The following is an 18,005-nucleotide window of genomic DNA, read 5'->3' on the forward strand; positions in this document are numbered from 1 at the left end:
GAATGAAACTATGCCGTTTTTGCTTTGGGTACCAGCACCGCCGTAACGGAACCTCCACTCTCACGTTCGATTCCGATAGCGTCTTTTACCGGCTGGCTCTGCGCCGCAGCAGAACCGAGACGCTTGGCGATCATGAACCGCCTAAGCTGATCTCTCGCCTTGGGGTCGGCGAGCAATTCCGACGCGAGCTGGCTTTTGAGTGCTTTCATGCGCCTACTATGCCATAAGACGAAAAAATGCGCAGCAAAGCTTGATTGACTCCGGTTGACTAGCAAGAGCGTCGTCGCCCATGCAGCCTCAAGAAGTGTCCACAAAACCATACCCTCGCCCCGTTTGCGCTGCCATTCGACAAGTGTCACATTGCCCCCCAAACAACGTGGAGTACTACGCGTACTTCGATACGACGGTAAACCAGTTGCTGAATTTGTTAATTCAGGGGCCCGGAGCCAAGTTTTAGACCCGTTTGTATCTGTGAAAGGAAGTCTTGGCACCTGCCGAGCCGAAGCAGAGATACCAGAATAGTCGCCTGACGCACAACGATGCGCTTGCCGTGCTCACTGCGCTGGAACAACTGATGACCGAACAGAAATCCTATCTGAGTCCGAACCTGACCCAACTCGTCAAGCCGGCGGGATGCACCCAGGCGAAAGTGTCGCAGCTGAGCAAGAGCTTCAATACCTACGCCAACGAATACTGTATCAGCGAAGCCAATCAGTTATTGACCGACGAGATGCAACTGAACATGGATACCGTTGCCGTGCGCTGTGGGTTCAATTCCAGCCAGGTTGAACAGTAGATTTATGGAGCGCGGCGCATTTCGGCGACAAAGTCGTAATGGTCGCTGCGGCAATACGAATGCGTCAGTTCCACCGCTTCGCCCGTCTCCAGGTAGGCGATGCGCGTGATGAACAGCACGGCCTGGCCATCGGGGATGCCCAGTTGCTTGGCCAGCACGTCCGTCGCATTCATGGCGCGGATGTGCTGCAAGGCGCGCACGGGAGCCTTCTTGATGCTGCTCAGGTATTCATACAGCGAGTCGCCCATGGTGGCCGGGTCCGGCACCACGCTGAAGGGCAGCACGCTCACTTCATACGCCATCACGACATCGTCAGCCAGGCGCAAGCGTTCGAGGCGCGCCACTTTCGTGTTCTGCGCCAGGCCCAGGCTCAGCTGTTCATCGCTGCTGGCGATGACGACTTCGCGCTTGAGCCAGCGCGAGCCGGGGCGGTAGCCGCGCTGCTGCAGCTGCTCGGAAAAGCTCGACAGGTTCGACAGCGGCTGCTCGATGCGCGGGGCAATATAGTTGCCCGAACCACGGCGGCGCACGACGAGGCCTTGCTCGACCAATTGATCGATGGCCTTGCGGGCAGTCACGCGCGATACGTCGAGCAGTTCGGACAGGGTACGTTCGGATGGCAGGGCCTGGTCTACCTGGTAGCGGCCGTTGCGTACGTCATCGCTCAGCTTGCGGGCGATCTGCATATATAAAGGCGAATTGTCATTTAAATCGACCTTGAGTTCTACGCTGGTCTGGCTCATACAGTTCTCCTTGTATGACTAGTGTAATAGCGATGGCGCTTGCGCGTAGCCCGTCCACCCATGAATAAATGGAAAATGGCCATAAATAACGGTTATACACTTAAAAAAACAATGTTTTACCGTACGTATAGCTTTGCATTATAGATAAATAAGCAATTTTCATTAGCCTTGGAAACGATCCCACCCTATGCTGGCGAAGTCCCCACCACACCGCGAAACAGGAAAACATGCACACTAAAATGACGGGTTTGTTGGCCTTGCTGCTGCTGGGCACGACCTGGAGCACACTGGCCGCCCCGCACGGCGGCGGCAAGGACCAGCAGCGCGCGCTCGATGCCACGCTATCGGCCATCGTCGATGATCCGCTCCACCCGCTGGCCAGCCTGTCCGTGCTGGCCATCCGCCACGGCAAGGTGTCGTATGAGCAACAATTTGGCTACCGGCACATCGGCGCCACGCCGGCTGACAGCTTGCCCGTGACGCCGGCCACCCTGTTTCGCATCGCCTCCGTCTCGAAGATGATGACCACTGTGGGCCTGATGCGGCTGGTCGAGCAGAGCAAGCTGAGCCTGGATCAGGACGTCAGCATCTACCTGGGCTTTTCCCTGCGCAACCCGCATTTCCCCCAGCAAGCGCTGACCTTGCGCAGCCTGCTCAGCCACACTTCCTCGCTGCGCGACGCGGGCGGCTACGCGTGGGGACCGGAACGCAGCCTGCGCGACGTGTTGACGGCCGGCAGCGACAGCATGTGGGACAAGCAAAAGGCGCCGGGCCGCTATTTTACGTATGCCAACCTGAACTGGGGCGTGATCGGCACCGTGATGGAAAAAGTCACGGGCGAGCGCTTCGACTTGCTGATGCGGCGTTTGCTGCTCGATCCCCTCGATGTGCGCGGCGGCTACCACCCGGCGGCATTTTCGGCGGAAGATGTGGCAAACACGGCCACCCTGTACCGCAAGCGCACCCTGGACACGGAAACCTGGCAGCCGCAAGGTCCCTGGATCGCCCAGACCGACGATGTTTACCAGCGTCCACCGGCCGCGCCGGCCGGCCTTGCCAACTATGTGATCGGCAGCAATGCCACCGTCTTCAGTCCCACGGGCGGCTTGCGCATTTCCGCCGCGGGACTGGGCAAGGTCATGCAAATGCTGCTCGACGGTGGCCGCTACCGGAATCAGCAGTTGTTGCAACCAGCCAGCATCGCGCTGATGTTTGGCCGCCAATGGCAGCTGGCGCCCGATGGCGGCAATGGCGACAGCGAGCGGGGCCTGTATCGCGCCTGGGGACTGGGCAACCAGCAGTTCGATGCGCTGGCGGGGCAGGGCAATGGCCTGGTCGAGGGCGCCAGTTTTCATGCGGTTGGCCACCTGGGCGACGCGTATGGCCTCGTCTCCGCTTTCGTGCTCGATTTCAAGCACAAGAATGGCATGGTGATGCTGGTGGGCGGCACGGGCAGCGATCCCGCGCAGTATCCGGGCACGTATTCCGCCATGGGGCGCAGCGAGGAACGGATACTCACCACCTTATACCGTGGCGCGATTGACAAGCATGAATAATTTGCACTGAAACAGTGCATTCCTGAAAGTTATGGCTGCACCATGATGTTTCATTGGCTGCCTTGGCGGCCAGCCTCTAAGCTCTTCCCGAATGCTCCCGCACCATGGAGCGCAACGCAGCGAGGCAACATGCAGCAACACGTCATCATCATCGGCGGCGGCGTCGTCGGTCTGACATCGGCCTGGTGGCTGGCCGAGGCCGGCTACAAGGTCACGGTACTGGAACGCAATGAACAGGTGGCGGTCGCCGCCAGCTACCGCAATGGCGGCCAGCTCAGCTATCGCTATGTGGCACCGCTGGCCGACGCGGGCGTGCCCTTCAAAGCCCTGCAATGGCTGCTGCAGAAAGATGGTCCGCTGCGCTTCCGTCCCGAAGCGGACTGGCGCCAGTGGCGCTGGATGGCCAACTTCTTGCGCAATTGCAACAGCGCCAGCAACGCCCGCACGACGGCGAAACTGTTGCAATTGGGTGAACTGAGCCGCGCCGGCATGGCCCAGCTGGAGTTGACCGTGGCGCCGGAAGCGTATGCCCGGCGCGATGCGGGCAAACTCATCGTCTACCGCTCGCCCACCATCTTTCAGCGGGCCGTGGCGCGGCCCGAGTCGGAAGAAGCGCGCATCGTCTTGTCTCCCGCAGAAGCCGTGCAGCGCGAGCCGGCGCTAGCCGCCCTGCAGAATTCATTGGCGGGCGGCATTTTTACGCCCGGCGAAGCGGTGGCCGATTGCCACGCCTTTTGCCTGGCGCTGGAAGCGCGCCTGCTGCAGCATGCGAATTGTTCGCTCCTGTTAAAAGGCGAGGCGCGCCGCCTCGTCACGCACAAGGGCAGGATCACGGGCGTCGACACCAGCCTGGGCCTGTTGCAAGCGGACCACTATGTGCTGGCGGCCGGCATCCAGAGCCGCGACCTGGCCGCCACGGCAGGCATCTACCTGCCCCTGTACCCGTTGAAAGGCTACAGCCTGACGGCGCCCATCCGCGCGCAAGACAAGGCGCCGGAGATCAGCATCACGGATTTCGAGCGCAAGGTGCTGTATGCGCGCATCGGCGGCGACCTGCGCGTGGCCGCCATGGTCGACATGGTGGGCGCCGACAACAGCATCGATTGGGACCGCATCGCCGGCCTGACGCGGCTGGCGCGCGAAGCCATGCCACAGGCAGCCGATTACGAACAGGCCACGGCCTGGGCCGGTTTGCGTCCTGCCACGCCGAACAGCGCGCCACTGGTGGGCGCCAGCAAAGTGGCGAACTTGTGGCTCAATGTGGGCCATGGCCCGCTGGGCTTTACCTTTGCCGCCGGCACGGCGCGCATCCTGGCCGACCTGATGGCCGGCAAGGCGCCGCCGTTCGCGCTGGACTTCCTCAGCCCCCCAAAATAGCCGGCCAAGGCGGCGCGCACGCGCCGCTGCCGATATGGCGGATAATTGCGGAACTTTTCAGCTCCCTTATTTTCCAGCGCATGCCCACACCCTCGACATCTGCCGCCTGCCCCTGTGGCGGCGCCTCCTACGCCAGCTGCTGCGGCCCGTATATCGCGGGCGACGCCTTGCCGCCCACGGCCGAAACGCTGATGCGCTCGCGCTACACGGCGTTTACCTTGCGCGACGAGCCGTATCTGCTTGCCACCTGGCATGCCAGCACCCGTCCCACCGATGCTTTATTTGCCGAAGAAGAAAAAGTCCACTGGCTGGGACTTGATGTAAAATCTGCTTTACGTTTACGTCAACGTAAAGCAGTATCAGCAGATCAAGCCGAAGAGATACACCGCGACAGCGTCGAATTCGTGGCCCGCTACAAGGTCAACGGCCGCGCGCACCGCCTGCATGAAGTGAGCCGCTTCGTGCGTGAAGCTGGTGACGGCGGCGCCCTGCGCTGGTTTTATCTCGACGGCAGTTTTCCCGAATAGCGCGACCCGAGAGACCGGGCGATCATAAAAAGGAACCGCAATGCCGCACATCGAAAGCAAACTCAATCCGCGCAGTGAAGATTTCAAGGCCAATGCCGCGGCCATGCAAGCCATCGTCGACGATTTGCGCGACAAAGTGGAAAAGATCGCGGCCGGCGGCGGCGAAACGGCTGCCGCCAAGCACCTGGCACGCGGCAAACTGCTGCCGCGCGACCGTGTGCAGATGCTGCTCGATCCCGGCACGCCCTTCCTCGAGTTTTCCCAGATGGCGGCTTACGCCATGTACCAGGACGCCAAGGGCGTCGATGCGGCCCCTTCCGCCGGCATCATCACCGGCATCGGCAGGGTCTCGGGCCAGGAATGCGTCATCGTGTGTAACGACGCTACCGTCAAGGGCGGCACGTATTACCCGATGACGGTGAAAAAGCACTTGCGCGCCCAGGAAATCGCCGACCAGAACAACCTGCCGTGCATCTACCTGGTCGACTCGGGCGGCGCCAATCTGCCGAACCAGGACGACGTCTTCCCGGACCGCGACCATTTCGGCCGCATCTTCTACAACCAGGCAAATCTGTCGGCCAAGGGCATCCCGCAGATCGCCGTCGTGATGGGCTCTTGCACGGCCGGCGGCGCCTACGTGCCGGCCATGAGCGATGAATCGATCATCGTCAAGGAGCAGGGCACGATTTTCCTCGGCGGCCCGCCGCTGGTGAAAGCGGCGACAGGTGAAGTGGTGACGGCCGAAGACCTGGGTGGCGGCGACGTGCACACGCGCTTGTCCGGCGTGGTCGACCACCTGGCGCAGAACGATCTGCATGCGCTGTCGCTGGCGCGCACCATCGTCTCGAACCTGAACCGTCAAAAACCGCAGCAGATGGCGCTGCGTGAATCCGTCGAACCGAAATACCCGACGCAGGAACTGTATGGCGTGATCCCCGTCGATACGCGCAAGCCGTTCGACGTGAGGGAAGTGATCGCGCGCATCGTCGACGGCAGCGATTTCGACGAATTCAAGGCCCGCTACGGCACCACCCTGATCTGCGGCTTCGCGCACATCTATGGCGTCAAAGTCGGCATCATCGCCAATAACGGCATCTTGTTCTCGGAATCGGCGCTGAAAGGCACGCATTTCATCGAATTGTGCTGCCAGCGCAAGATCCCGCTCGTGTTTTTGCAAAACATCACGGGCTTCATGGTGGGCCGCAAATACGAAAACGAAGGTATCGCCCGCAATGGCGCCAAGATGGTGACGGCCGTGGCCACGGCCGCCGTGCCGAAATTCACCGTCATCATCGGCGGCAGCTTCGGCGCCGGCAATTACGGCATGTGCGGCCGCGCGTTTTCTCCCCGCTTCATGTGGATGTGGCCGAATGCGCGCATCTCCGTCATGGGCGGCGACCAGGCCGCTTCCGTGCTGGCGACCGTCAAGCGCGACGGCATCGAGGGCAAGGGCGGGCAGTGGAGCGCGGACGAGGAAGCGGCCTTCAAGCAGCCGATCAAGGATCAATACGAACACCAGGGCCACCCATACTATGCCACCGCGCGCCTGTGGGACGACGGCGTGATCGACCCGGCCGACACCCGCATGGTGCTGGGCCTGGGCCTGTCGGCCGCGCTCAACGCGGAAATCCCGGACACGAAGTTCGGCGTATTCCGCATGTAAGCGGCACTCAGGGAGAAGAGCATGGAATTTGAAACCTTAAAGCTGGTCATCGAGGGCAATGTCGCCACCGTGACCCTGAACCGTCCCGACGTGCGCAACGCCTTCAACGAGACGACGATCGCCGAACTGGCGCGCGCCTTCGAGGGGCTGGGACGCAGCGACATGGTGCGCGCCATCGTGCTGGCGGCAAATGGCGCGGCCTTTTGCGCCGGTGCAGACTTGAACTGGATGAAGAAGATGGCAGGCTACACGCATGCCGAAAACCAGGCCGACGCGCTGCAGCTGGCGCAGATGCTGCGCACGATTTACCTGTGTCCCAAGCCCGTCGTGGCGAAGATCCAGGGCGACTGCTATGCGGGCGGCATGGGCCTGGTCGCCGCATGCGATATCATTCTGGTTGCGGAAGACGTGCATTTCTGCCTGAGCGAAGTGCGGCTGGGACTGATCCCGGCCACTATTTCACCGTATGTCATCAAGGCCATGGGCGAAAACGCGGCACGCCGCTATTTCCTGACCGCGGAGCGATTCTCCGCCCAGGAAGCGCTGCGCATCGGCTTTGCCCACGAGGTAGTCGAAGCAAGTGCGCTGGACGCGAAAACGGCGGAGGTGCTCAAAGCGCTGACGGGCAACAGCCCGCACGCCGTGGCGCAAGCGAAAACGCTGGTGCGCGAGATCGTCGGCCAGCCGGTCGACGACGCGCTGCTGGCGGACACCGCCGAGCGCATCGCGCAGATCCGCGCGTCGGAACAGGGACGCGAAGGCGTGCAATCGTTCCTCGACAAGCGCAAGCCGGGTTGGCTCATGGGCTAGTGAATAGTCCAAAGCCCATGGTCTAAGAATATCATTGGAGCAGTTTTGAAAGCAGAAAAACAATCGGGCTGGGTCGAACGCAGTCTGCGCAGCGTGTGGCATCCGTGCACGCAAATGCAGCACCACGAGACTGTACCGCTCATCCCCGTCAGCCATGGCCGCGGCGCCTGGCTGTATGACCACGAAGGCCGACGCTACCTGGACGCCATCAGCTCCTGGTGGGTGAACCTGTTCGGCCATGCGAATCCGCGCATCAATGCGGAACTCAAGGATCAGCTGGACCGCCTGGAACACGCCATGCTGGCCGGTTTCACGCATGAACCGGTGATCGAACTGTCGGAAAAGCTCTCTGCGCTCACCGGCGGCGTGCTCGGTCACAGCTTTTACGCGTCCGACGGGGCGTCGGCCGTGGAAATCGCCCTGAAAATGAGTTTTCATGCGTGGCGCAACAGCGGCAAGAGCGAGAAACAGGAATTCGTCTGTTTAAAGGGCAGCTACCACGGCGAAACCATCGGCGCCCTGGCCGTCACCGACGTCGCCCTGTTCAAGGATGCCTACGGCCCCCTGCTGCGCGCCACGCAGACGGTGATGTCGCCCGACTTCCGCCAGGCGGCCGAGGGCGAGACCGCCGAGGACGTGGCGCGCCGCGCGGCCTTTGAGGTAGAACAGCTGTTCCAGCAAAAAGCCGACAAAATCGCCGCCATCATCATCGAACCATTGGTCCAATGCGCCACCGGCATGGCCATGCACGACCCCCTGTATTTGTCCTTGGTCCGCGCCCTGTGCGACCGCTATCAGGTGCATTTGATACTCGATGAAATCGCCGTCGGCTGCGGTCGCACGGGCACTTTCTTTGCGTGCGAGCAGGCCGGCATCTGGCCCGATTTCGTCTGTCTGTCGAAGGGCATCAGTGGCGGCTATTTGCCTTTATCGCTGGTGATGACGCGCGAAGACATCTACCAGGCGTTCTACAGCACCGACGTGCGGCGCGGCTTCTTGCATTCGCACTCGTACACGGGAAACCCGCTGGCCTGCCGCGCGGCGCTGGCGACCTTGTCGATTTTCGAGGAAGACGATGTGCTGGTGGCCAACCGCGTGCGCGCCGAAAAAATCACGCGCGCCCTGGCGCCGCTGGCGCAGCATGAAAAAGTAAAACACTTCCGCCAGCAGGGCATGATCTGGGCCTTCGATGCGGTCGACGCGGCACCCGATTTTTCGCGCCGCTTCTTCAGCACGGCGCTGGAACACGAACTGTTGATGCGCCCCATCGGCTCGACCGTCTACCTGATGCCGCCGTACATCCTCGACGACGAAGAGATCGCGGGCCTGGGCCAGCAGACCCTGGCCGTTTTCAATCACGTGATCGGGGCCTGAGATGGAACTGATCGCGCGATTACAACAGCAACTGCAAGGGCTGGAAGAGCGTAGCCTGATCCGCCGCCGCCGCACCGTCGACACGCCGTGCGCGCCGCGCCTGACGGTCGATGGCCGCGCCATGCTGGCCTTTTGCAGCAATGACTACCTGGGCCTGGCCGCGCATCCGCGCATCGTCGCCGCGCTGAAAGAAGGCGCCGACCTGTATGGCGCCGGCAGCGGCGCTTCGCATTTGATCAGTGGCCACAGCCGCGCCCACGCGCAGCTGGAAGAGCGGCTGGCCGCTTTCGTCGGCGCCAACCTGGAAAACGCCCGCGCCCTGTATTTCTGCACCGGCTACATGGCTAATCTGGCTGTGCTGACGGCCCTGTCGGCGGGCGACGCGGACGCCGAGATTTTTTCGGAAGCGCTGAACCACGCCTCGCTGATCGATGGCACGCGCCTGGCCCGCGTCAAGACGCGCGTGTATCCGCACGCGGACCTCGATGCCCTGGCGGCGCTGCTCGCGGCCAGCACGGCACAAACGAAAATCGTCGTCACCGACAGCGTCTTCAGCATGGATGGCGACCTGGCGCCGCTGCCAGCGCTGCTGGCCCTGTGCGAGCATTACGGCGCCTGGCTGGTGGTCGACGACGCGCACGGCTTTGGCGCGCTGGGAGCCAACGGCCGCGGCGCGCTCGAACACTTCGACCTGCGTTCGCCCTACCTCGTGTACGTGGGCACCCTGGGCAAATCGGCCGGCGTGGGCGGCGCCTTTGTGTGCGCGCACGAAGCCGTGATCGACACCCTGATCCAGAAGGCGCGCCCCTACATCTTCACGACGGCGGCCGCGCCCGCGCTCGCGCATGCGCTCTTGGCCAGCCTGGACATCATCGCCGGGGACGAAGGAAAACAACGCCGCGCTCACCTGGCGGCGCTGGTGGCGCAATGGAACGAGGGCTTGCAACTGCAGCGCTGGCAAGCCTTGCCCTCCGTGACCGCCATCCAGCCCGTCATCATCGGCGAGAATGCGGACATGCTGGCCGTCGCCGCGCAACTGTACCAGCAGGGCCTGTGGGTCGGTGCCATCCGCCCGCCCACCGTGCCAGCGGGTACGGCGCGCCTGCGCGTGACCCTGTCGGCCGGCCACACGGCGCAGGAAGTGGCGCAATTGATCAACGCAGTCAACACCCTGGAAAGGACTCGCCATGAGCCTTGATGACCCTATCGTGGCGGCAGTGCTGGCGGATCTGGCGCCAGCCGTGCAGCCGGCGCCGGCAACCACCGGCCTGCCATCGCGCTTTGCCTGTTTCGTCACCGGCACCGACACGGAAATCGGCAAGACATTGACGTCGTCGGCCCTGCTGCACGCGCTGGTGGCGCGCGGCGTGCGCGCCTGCGGCATGAAGCCGGTCGCCGCCGGTGCCGAGATGCGCGACGGCGAGCTGCATAATGAAGATGCCGACAGCCTGATCGCCGCCGGCAACGTCACCATGCTGCGCAGTCTGACGACGCCCTACATGCTGAAGGAAGCGGCGGCGCCGCACATCGCCGCCGCGCTCGAAGGCGTGAGCATTGAATCCGTGCCGATCCTGGCAGCCTACCTGGAAATCGCCGCCGCCTCGGACGCCGTCGTGGTCGAAGGCGTGGGTGGTTTCCGCGTGCCGCTCTCCAGCGATTTCGACTCGGCCGACCTGGCGCAGCAGCTCGACCTGCCCGTGATTCTCGTCGTCGGCATGCGTCTGGGCTGCATCAGCCAGGCCTTGCTGACGCTGGAAGCCATCGAAGCGCGCGGCTTGACGGTGATCGGCTGGGTCGCCAACACTTTGGCCGTGGAAATGCGCTTCCTCGACGAAAATATCGATGCGCTGATCGAGCGCATCCCGGCGCCGCTGCTGGGCAGGGTGCCGCGCCTGGCGCAGCCGAGCGCGCAAGCGGCGGCGTCCTATCTCGATTTCACCGGCTTGCCGAACTGGCCGGCGCAGCACCCCAACACTTAAAACGTATCCAAAAATAGAAGCGAAGGAATCACCATGTCCGTAGTCCAAGAAGCAGCAAAAACCGTCGAACTGCACCGCCCTGCGGCGCGCATCACCCTGCCCGAAGCGGCCACCTGGCCCATCGATGATGTGCTGGCCCTGTTCGACCTGCCATTCAATGACCTGATGTTCAAGGCCCAGCAAACCCACCGCGTCAACTTCCCCGATGGCGACGTGGAACTGGCGACCCTGCTGTCGATCAAGACGGGCGGATGCGAAGAAGACTGCGGCTATTGCCCGCAGGCGGCCCGCTACGACACCGGCGTGGAAGCGAAAAAAATCCTCGACATCGACACGGTGCTCGACGCGGCCCGCCAGGCGAAAGCCAACGGCGCCACGCGCTTCTGCATGGGCGCCGCCTGGCGCGGCCCGAAAGACCGCGACATGGACAAGGTCGAAGAGATGGTGACCAAGGTGAAGGCGCTGGGCCTGGAAACCTGCGCCACCCTGGGCATGCTGGAAGAGGGACAAGCGGACCGCCTGAAAAACGCGGGCCTGGACTTCTACAACCACAACCTGGACACGGCGCCCGAGTTCTACGACAACGTCATCTCGACGCGCGAATACCAGGACCGCCTCGATACCTTGGGCCGCGTGCGCGAAGCTGGCTTGAAAGTATGCTGCGGCGGCATCGTCGGCATGGGCGAGACGCGCCTGCAACGCGCGGGCCTGATCGCCCAGCTGGCGAACCTCAATCCATATCCGGAATCGGTGCCCGTCAACCACCTGGTGCAGGTGGAAGGCACGCCGTTGTTTGGCCTGGAAGCGCTGGACCCGTTCGAATTCGTGCGCACGATCGCCGTGGCCCGCATCACCATGCCGAAAGCGCGCGTGCGTTTGTCGGCCGGCCGCCGCCAGATGGGCGAAGCCGTGCAGGCGATGTGCTTCCTGGCTGGCGCCAACTCCATCTTCTACGGCGACAAGCTGCTCACCACCGACAACCCGGAAGCGGAAGACGACCGCGTCTTGCTCGGCAAACTGGGCTTGCAGACGCGCGGCGCCATGCTCGAATCGGTACAGAAAGAGAAGTGCGGCTGCTGATGACAGCCTTGTCGGGTTACGCCGTGCCGGCTAACCCGACCTACGATATCCAGCCTCACCATGCGTAGGTCGGTTTAGCGCGTAGCGCGTAAACCGACACACCAGCAGACAAGGTCCGCCAAGAGACAGCTGCCCCTTTTTGAGAGAATAGAGAGAGACCATGTTCACTAAAATCCTGATCGCCAACCGCGGCGAAATCGCTTGCCGTGTCGCCGCTACCGCGCGCCGCATGGGTATCCAGACCGTCGCCGTATATTCGGAAGCGGACGCCAATGCCAAGCACGTCGCCGTGTGCGACGAAGCCGTCTTGATCGGCCCCGCGCCGGCCAAGGAAAGCTATCTGTGCGGCGACAAGATCATCGCCGTGGCGCTGGCCACGGGCGCGCAGGCGATCCACCCAGGCTATGGCTTTTTGTCCGAGAACGCCGACTTCGCCGACGCCTGCCACGCGGCGGGCCTGGTCTTCATCGGCCCACCGGCGTCCGCCATGCGCGCCATGGGTTCGAAGTCGGCCGCCAAGTCGCTGATGGAAAAGGCGAATGTCCCCCTGGTGCCCGGCTACCACGGCGAGAATCAGGATGCGGACTTTTTGCACACGCAGGCCGACAAGATCGGCTACCCCGTGCTGCTGAAAGCCTCGGCTGGCGGCGGCGGCAAGGGCATGCGCGTCATTGAAAACAGCGCCGACTTCAAGGCCGCGCTGGCCTCGTGCAAGCGCGAAGCGATCAGCTCTTTCGGCGACGACAAGGTGCTGGCCGAAAAATACCTGTCGCGTCCGCGGCATATCGAAATCCAGGTGTTCGCCGACACGCTCGGCAACTGCATCTACCTGTTCGAGCGCGATTGCTCGGTGCAGCGCCGTCATCAAAAGGTGCTGGAAGAAGCGCCTGCGCCGGGCATGCCGACTGAGCGCCGCGCGGCCATGGGCGAGGCGGCCGTTGCCGCCGCCAAGGCCGTCGGCTACGTCGGTGCGGGCACGGTGGAATTCATCGCCAACCAGGATGGCTCGTTCTACTTCATGGAGATGAACACGCGCTTGCAGGTGGAACATCCGGTAACGGAAATGATCACCGGCACCGACCTGGTGGAATGGCAGTTGCGCGTCGCCTTTGGCGAGCCGCTGCCGAAAAAACAAAGCGAACTAGCGATCCACGGCCACGCCATCGAGGCGCGCATCTATGCGGAAAATCCGGAGAAGGGCTTTTTGCCGTCGATCGGCACCCTGCGCCACATGCAGTCGCCTTCCGCCGTCACGTTCGAACTGGGTGGCACGGTGGTTCCGGCGTCCGTGCGCATCGATTCGGGCGTGCGCGAAGGCGATGCGATCTCGCCATTCTACGACCCGATGATCGCCAAGCTGATCGTCTGGGGCGCGGACCGCCGCGAAGCGCTGGCGCGCATGGCGCAGGCGCTGTCCGAATACCAGATCGTCGGCCTGGCCAGCAATATCGCCTTTTTGAAACGCCTCGTCGAAGGCCAGGCATTCAGCTCTGCCGATCTCGATACGGGCCTCATCGAGCGCAATCAGGCATCGCTGTTCCCCGCCCTGCAGGCGGCGCCCGACACGGCCCTGGCGCTGGCGTCCGTCGCCCTGCTGCTGGAAGAAAAAGCAGCGGCCGAAACGCAATCGGCCAACCGCGCCGACCCGTGGGGCAATGCGCTCGGCTGGCGTCTGAACAGCACCCTGGGCCGCAGCCTGGCGTTCGCCGATGAATTCACCTTGGCCGGCGAGGGCAAGGCCTACGCGGCGCGCGTTGCCTACAAAACGGATGGCTGGCTGTTCAACGGCCAAGCCCTCACCCTGACGGCACACCAAGGCAACGAGCTGCACATCAAGCTCGGCGAGCGTGCCGTGCATGGCACCGTGCTGCGCGACGGCGAACAGTTCCACGTGTTTACCGGCGGCTTGCACCATACCCTGCATTACAGCGATCCGATGGCGCATGCGGGCGAGGTGGAAGCGGAAGGCGGACGCCTGACGGCACCGATGCCGGGCAAGGTCGTCGCCGTGCTGGTGAACAAGGGCCAGGACGTCAAGAAGGGCGAGCCTCTGGTCATCATGGAAGCGATGAAGATGGAGCACACGATCGCCGCGCCGCACGACGGCCTGGTGGAAGACGTGCTGTATGCGGTCGGCGACCAGGTGGCCGATGGCGCGCCGCTGCTGGCCTTCAAGGCTGCCGCATAGAGGTAAGCACATGCGCATCCTGTTACAACGCTCGGACGGCAAGGAAGCGGCGTGGATCAGCGACTTCCGCGACTTGCTGCCCGAAGCCGACATTATCTTCTGGCGCGAAGGCGAGGCGGCTCCGCCGTGCGACTACGCCGTCGTGTGGCAGCCACCCGCCGCCATGCTGCCCGAGCTGGCGAACGTCAAAGCCATCTTCAACACGGGCGCCGGCGTCGACGCGCTGTTGAAATTCGGCGACGCGCTGCCGGCCCGCGTGCCGCTGATCCGTCTCGATGACGCGGGCATGGGCGTGCAGATGGCCGAATATGTGAGCCACGCCGTGCTGCGCCACTTCCGCCGTTTCGACGACTACGAAGCGCAGGGCCGCGCCGGCATCTGGCAGCCACTGCCCGCGTTCGACAAGGCGGATTTCCCCGTCGGCGTGCTGGGCATGGGCGTGCTGGGCACGCGCGTGCTCGATGCGCTGGCACAGTTCGAATTCCCCTTGCGGGGATGGAGCCGCAGCCAGAAGCACATCGATGGCGTCGAATGCTTTGCGGGCGAAGAGGGGCTGGAAGCATTCTTGCGCGGCACGCGCGTGCTGATATGCATGCTGCCGCTCACGCCCGACACACACAACCTGCTCGATCGCACCCGCCTGTCGATGCTGCTGCCGGGCGCCTATGTCATCAACGTGGCGCGCGGCGCGCATATCGCCGAACCGGATTTATTGACCCTGATCCGCTCCGGGCATATCGCCGGGGCGACACTGGACGTATTCCGCAACGAGCCGCTGCCGCAGCAGCACCCGTTCTGGCAAGAACCCCGCATCACCATCACGCCGCATATTTCGGCGACCACCCTGCGCCGCGAAAGCGTGGCGCAGATCGCCGCCAAGATGCGCCGCCTGCACGCCGGAGACTCTGTCGCCGGCATCGTCAACCGTTTGCAAGGATATTGAGATGAACCCTATTACCAGTTTGCCCAGGCAGGTCAAGATCGTCGAAGTGGGTCCGCGCGACGGCCTGCAAAACGAAAAGGAAACCATCAGCGCCGCCGTCAAGATCGAACTGGTCGACCGCCTGACCCTGGCCGGCTTCGTCAATATCGAGGCGGCGTCCTTCGTTTCGCCGAAATGGGTGCCGCAGATGGCCACCAGCGCAGAAGTGATGGACAAGATCGCGCGCCGCGCTGGCACCATCTATTCGGCGCTGACGCCGAACATGCAAGGCTTTGACGCAGCGCTGGCAGCAAAAGCCGATGAAGTGGTGATCTTCGGTTCCGCGTCGGAGGCGTTCTCGCAAAAGAACATCAACTGCTCGATCGCCGAATCGATTGCCCGCTTCGAAGGCGTGGCGAAGGCGGCCAAGGAACACGGCCTGCGCCTGCGCGGCAGCATCAGCTGCGCCTTCGGCTGCCCCTACCAAGGGGACGTGCCGCTGGACGCCGTGGCCGACGTGGTGGGCCGCATGCGCGACCTCGGTTGCGACGAGATCGACATCGCCGACACCATCGGCGTGGCCACGCCGCGCAAGACGCAGGCGGTGATGCAGCGCGCCATTGCCGCCTTCCACGTGGGCGGGCTGTCCGGCCACTTCCACGATACCTACGGCCAGGCGCTGGCGAACATCTACGCCAGCCTGGAAACGGGCATCGCGATCTATCACTCGTCCGTGTCGGGCCTGGGAGGCTGCCCGTACGCCAAGGGCGCCACCGGCAATGTCGCCACCGAAGACGTGCTGTACATGATGCAGGGGCTGGGTATTGCCACCGGCATCGACCTGGACCTGGTGGTCGATGCGGGGCAGTTCATTTCGCAGCAGCTGGGACGCAAGGGCTCGAGCCGCGCGGGCAACGCCATCGCGGCGAAACGCGCCGCTGTTTGAGGTAGGTCGGATTAGCGTGGCAACGCCACGCGTAATCCGACGCCACCAGAGCCATGGCCAACACTGTTGTCGGGTTACGCGCTGCGCGCTAACCCGACCTACGTGAACTGTACAGACGAAAAAAAACCCAAGAGCCTAAACTCTTGGGTTTTTTTCTACAAATTTGGTCGGAGTACAAGGATTCGAACCTTGGACCCCCTGGTCCCAAACCAGGTGCGCTACCGGGCTGCGCCACACTCCGAAGACCAAGATAATACAGACCGTATCGACTTCGGTCAAGGGTCAGGTGAAACTCTGTGTAAATTATTTACAGACGACACTGGAACCCATGTATTTTTCAAAACGATTGAAGTATGCGACACTGGCTTGGCAAGTTTTCCCGATCAGACATGAAGGCGACGACGGCAATGGAGTTCAGGATAGAAAGAAACGACGGTGGCCGGCCCATGCCGAACCGCCGCGGCATCGCGCTGGGCATCGCCGTGTCCTTGCTGCTGCATGGCGCCTTGATCACTCTGTGGCGCCACGTGCAGCCGGCCGCGCGGATGGACACGGCCCCGCGCGTGGAATCGATCGCCGTATGGATACGTCCGCTGGCCGCCAAGCCGCCCCCGCCGCCCGTCGAAGTCGTCAAGCCGAAGCGCGAACCAAAACCCATCAGCAAGCCGACACGCGCCACTGTCCGGGAAACGCCGGCGGCCGCCACGACGCCAGCATCGAGCCCGCAAGCCATCACGGTGGTGCCGGCATCACCGGCCACGCCGGCGGCCAGCGCCGATACCATCACGCAAGAGACGCCAAAGTTCGACATGGACGCGGCCAGAAGGACGGCGCGCAAGATGGCGGGCGAACGCGACCCGTCCAAGGTAGGCACGGCCGTGGGGCAAATCCCCGACAAGCCGCTGCAAACGGAAACCCAGCTGGCGCGCGACATCGCGCAAGGCAAGCGCGGCGATTGCCGCACCGCCTACTCAGGCGCAGGCTTGCTGGCGCCCGTGATGATGTTGCTCGACAAGAAGGATAGCGGTTGCAAGTGGTGACAATTTAACAACCGACCTATTTGGGACAGGCCGCAATCAAATTATTCCTGCCCCTTCAACTGCAACGCCCGCTCATACAGGGCATTCTTCTTGCGCCCCGTGATCTGCGCCGTCAGGTTCGCCGCCTGCTTGACGCTGCATTCGGCCAGCAGGATGTTGAGGATGCGCTCCGCTTCCACGTCTTCCGCGTCCTGCGCCTCCGTCGCGCCTTCGAGCAGCACGACGAACTCTCCCTTTTCGCGGTGCGCATCGGCGCGTATCCACGCCTCCGCTTCGGACAAGGGGCAGCGGTGGATTTCCTCGAACATTTTCGTCAGTTCGCGCGCGAACACCACCTGGCGCGTGGGCTCGAACGCTTCCACCAGGGCCGTGGCGCAATCGAGGATGCGGTGCGGCGCTTCATAAAACACCATCGTCGCCGTCACGCCGCGCAGGCTGTGCAGCATGTTTTCGCGCTGCTTGGCCTTCGCCGGCAAGAAGCCGACGAAGTAAAACTGGTCGTTCAACAAGCCGCTGGCGGAAATGGCGGTGATCGCCGCCGACGGGCCGGGCAGGGGCAGCACGCGCAAGCCGGCCGCGCGCACGGCGTCGACGATGCGCGCGCCCGGGTCGGACACGGCCGGCGTGCCGGCATCGGAAACGAGGGCGATGCGCTCGCCAGCGTGCAGGCGGGCGATCAGCGTCTGCGCCACTTCACGCTCATTATGTTGATGCGCCGCAATTAACGGCTTGTTCAAGCCGAAGCGCGTCAGCAGGTGCGCCGTGTTGCGCGTATCTTCACAGGCGACGGCATCGGCAAGGCTCAGCAGATGCAGCGCGCGCAGGCTGATATCGGTCACATTGCCGATGGGCGTGGCCACTATATACAATGTTGCGATAGGATAGACCTGATGCGCCGCCTCTGTCATGATGGGCAGGCTGGCGATGGAACTGATTTCTTGTACGGTCATTTTGGAGGTTAAATGCTTGCTAATAGTGTGAAGTTACTGCTTGTTTGTGCCGCG

General features: G+C 63.2%; 17 protein-coding genes and 1 tRNA gene. 14 read left to right on the plus strand and 4 right to left on the minus strand.

What is annotated here, in order from left to right:
- Positions 1-8: 8 nt before the first annotated feature.
- On the minus strand, positions 9-209 hold the full coding sequence (locus CLU91_RS16110) for a hypothetical protein (protein ID WP_100874958.1): 201 nt from the start codon (positions 207-209) through the stop codon (positions 9-11).
- 275 nt (positions 210-484) lie between these two features.
- Here CLU91_RS16110 and CLU91_RS16115 point away from each other — a divergent pair, with 275 nt between their 5' ends.
- On the plus strand, positions 485-796 hold the full coding sequence (locus CLU91_RS16115) for a hypothetical protein (protein ID WP_100874959.1): 312 nt from the start codon (positions 485-487) through the stop codon (positions 794-796).
- 2 nt (positions 797-798) lie between these two features.
- Here the strand turns inward: CLU91_RS16115 and CLU91_RS16120 are convergent, their stop codons facing one another.
- Positions 799-1,539, minus strand: a complete 741-nt coding sequence (locus CLU91_RS16120; protein WP_100874960.1) for a GntR family transcriptional regulator — start codon at positions 1,537-1,539, stop codon at positions 799-801.
- A 227-nt stretch (positions 1,540-1,766) separates the two neighbouring features.
- On the opposite strand from CLU91_RS16120, the gene CLU91_RS16125 reads away from it, so the two are divergent.
- The 12 genes from CLU91_RS16125 (at position 1,767) to CLU91_RS16180 (ending at position 15,961) form a co-directional block, all read left to right on the plus strand.
- Positions 1,767-3,095 carry a serine hydrolase domain-containing protein gene (locus tag CLU91_RS16125; protein WP_100874961.1) on the plus strand — a complete coding sequence of 443 codons (1,329 nt, stop codon included), beginning with the start codon at positions 1,767-1,769 and terminating at the stop codon, positions 3,093-3,095.
- A gap of 45 nt (positions 3,096-3,140) precedes the next feature.
- The gene (locus tag CLU91_RS16130; RefSeq protein ID WP_332870905.1) at positions 3,141-4,472 is read left to right on the plus strand and encodes a D-amino acid dehydrogenase; all 1,332 of its coding nucleotides are present in this window, start codon (positions 3,141-3,143) and stop codon (positions 4,470-4,472) included.
- An 80-nt stretch (positions 4,473-4,552) separates the two neighbouring features.
- A complete protein-coding gene (locus CLU91_RS16135) occupies positions 4,553-4,999 on the plus strand; it encodes a YchJ family protein (RefSeq protein ID WP_100874963.1) in 447 nt (148 codons plus the stop codon).
- 40 nt (positions 5,000-5,039) lie between these two features.
- Complete coding sequence (locus CLU91_RS16140) at positions 5,040-6,662, plus strand: carboxyl transferase domain-containing protein (protein ID WP_100874964.1); 1,623 nt, start codon at positions 5,040-5,042, stop codon at positions 6,660-6,662.
- A 21-nt stretch (positions 6,663-6,683) separates the two neighbouring features.
- Positions 6,684-7,472: an enoyl-CoA hydratase/isomerase family protein gene (locus CLU91_RS16145; RefSeq protein ID WP_070223170.1), complete on the plus strand. Its 789-nt coding sequence runs from the start codon at positions 6,684-6,686 to the stop codon at positions 7,470-7,472.
- Positions 7,473-7,517: 45 nt separating this feature from the next.
- A complete protein-coding gene (bioA, locus tag CLU91_RS16150) occupies positions 7,518-8,846 on the plus strand; it encodes an adenosylmethionine--8-amino-7-oxononanoate transaminase (RefSeq protein ID WP_100874965.1) in 1,329 nt (442 codons plus the stop codon).
- A 1-nt stretch (position 8,847) separates the two neighbouring features.
- The gene (gene bioF, locus CLU91_RS16155; RefSeq protein ID WP_100874966.1) at positions 8,848-10,044 is read left to right on the plus strand and encodes an 8-amino-7-oxononanoate synthase; all 1,197 of its coding nucleotides are present in this window, start codon (positions 8,848-8,850) and stop codon (positions 10,042-10,044) included.
- Complete coding sequence (bioD, locus tag CLU91_RS16160) at positions 10,034-10,825, plus strand: dethiobiotin synthase (RefSeq protein ID WP_100874967.1); 792 nt, start codon at positions 10,034-10,036, stop codon at positions 10,823-10,825. Before bioF ends, bioD begins: the two co-directional genes overlap by 11 nt.
- A 33-nt stretch (positions 10,826-10,858) precedes the next feature.
- A complete protein-coding gene (gene bioB / locus CLU91_RS16165; protein ID WP_100874968.1) occupies positions 10,859-11,905 on the plus strand; it encodes a biotin synthase BioB in 1,047 nt (348 codons plus the stop codon).
- A 160-nt stretch (positions 11,906-12,065) separates the two neighbouring features.
- Positions 12,066-14,093, plus strand: a complete 2,028-nt coding sequence (locus tag CLU91_RS16170; RefSeq protein WP_100874969.1) for an acetyl/propionyl/methylcrotonyl-CoA carboxylase subunit alpha — start codon at positions 12,066-12,068, stop codon at positions 14,091-14,093.
- A 10-nt stretch (positions 14,094-14,103) separates the two neighbouring features.
- The gene (locus CLU91_RS16175) at positions 14,104-15,036 is read left to right on the plus strand and encodes a 2-hydroxyacid dehydrogenase (RefSeq protein ID WP_100874970.1); all 933 of its coding nucleotides are present in this window, start codon (positions 14,104-14,106) and stop codon (positions 15,034-15,036) included.
- 1 nt (position 15,037) lies between these two features.
- On the plus strand, positions 15,038-15,961 hold the full coding sequence (locus CLU91_RS16180; RefSeq protein ID WP_100874971.1) for a hydroxymethylglutaryl-CoA lyase: 924 nt from the start codon (positions 15,038-15,040) through the stop codon (positions 15,959-15,961).
- 164 nt (positions 15,962-16,125) lie between these two features.
- Here CLU91_RS16180 and CLU91_RS16185 read toward each other — a convergent pair.
- Positions 16,126-16,202: transfer RNA gene (locus CLU91_RS16185), tRNA-Pro, on the minus strand.
- A 205-nt stretch (positions 16,203-16,407) separates the two neighbouring features.
- Here CLU91_RS16185 and CLU91_RS16190 point away from each other — a divergent pair.
- Positions 16,408-17,001, plus strand: coding sequence for a hypothetical protein (locus tag CLU91_RS16190; RefSeq protein WP_100874972.1), 594 nt, complete (start codon positions 16,408-16,410; stop codon positions 16,999-17,001).
- A 41-nt stretch (positions 17,002-17,042) separates the two neighbouring features.
- Here the strand turns inward: CLU91_RS16190 and rsmI are convergent, their stop codons facing one another.
- The gene (gene rsmI / locus CLU91_RS16195) at positions 17,043-17,951 is read right to left on the minus strand and encodes a 16S rRNA (cytidine(1402)-2'-O)-methyltransferase (protein WP_100874973.1); all 909 of its coding nucleotides are present in this window, start codon (positions 17,949-17,951) and stop codon (positions 17,043-17,045) included.
- Between the last annotated feature and the right edge of the window lie 54 nt (positions 17,952-18,005).

Source organism: Janthinobacterium sp. 64 (genome assembly GCF_002813325.1).
Lineage (GTDB): Bacteria > Pseudomonadota > Gammaproteobacteria > Burkholderiales > Burkholderiaceae_D > Janthinobacterium.